Origin of the sequence: Bartonella sp. AA83SXKL (assembly GCF_042196965.1) — a bacterium.
Classification (GTDB): Bacteria; Pseudomonadota; Alphaproteobacteria; order Rhizobiales; family Rhizobiaceae; genus Bartonella.
In genome coordinates this window covers 327-567 of the sequence record NZ_JBHIRG010000325.1, presented here as the reverse complement: position 1 = coordinate 567, position 241 = coordinate 327, and the positions used below count along the sequence as shown (strand labels likewise).

1 protein-coding gene is annotated in these 241 nt (G+C 42.7%); it reads left to right on the top strand.

What is annotated here, in order from left to right; all coding sequences use genetic code 11:
* Positions 1-241, top strand: a 241-nt coding sequence (locus tag ACFINO_RS11420) for a DUF4164 family protein (protein ID WP_375655966.1), incomplete at both ends; no start/stop codon positions are given.

Here is a 241-nt window from a genome sequence, read left to right as displayed (position 1 = left end):
AACTTTAGAGCAACTGGAAAAAGCACTCAGAACCTTAGAAATCGCCATTATCAACCGCAATGCGGTTATTGATAAAAACAACGAATGGGAAGAAGAAATTCAACGAATGAACGCGGATCGTAGCCGTCTTGCCCAAGCGCTTGATAAGGCTGAAGCGCAAGTTGAGCGGCTAGAAGCGGTAAACAAAGAAGTTTCCAAACGTTTAATTAAGGCGATGGAAACGATTCGTGTCGTAATTGAT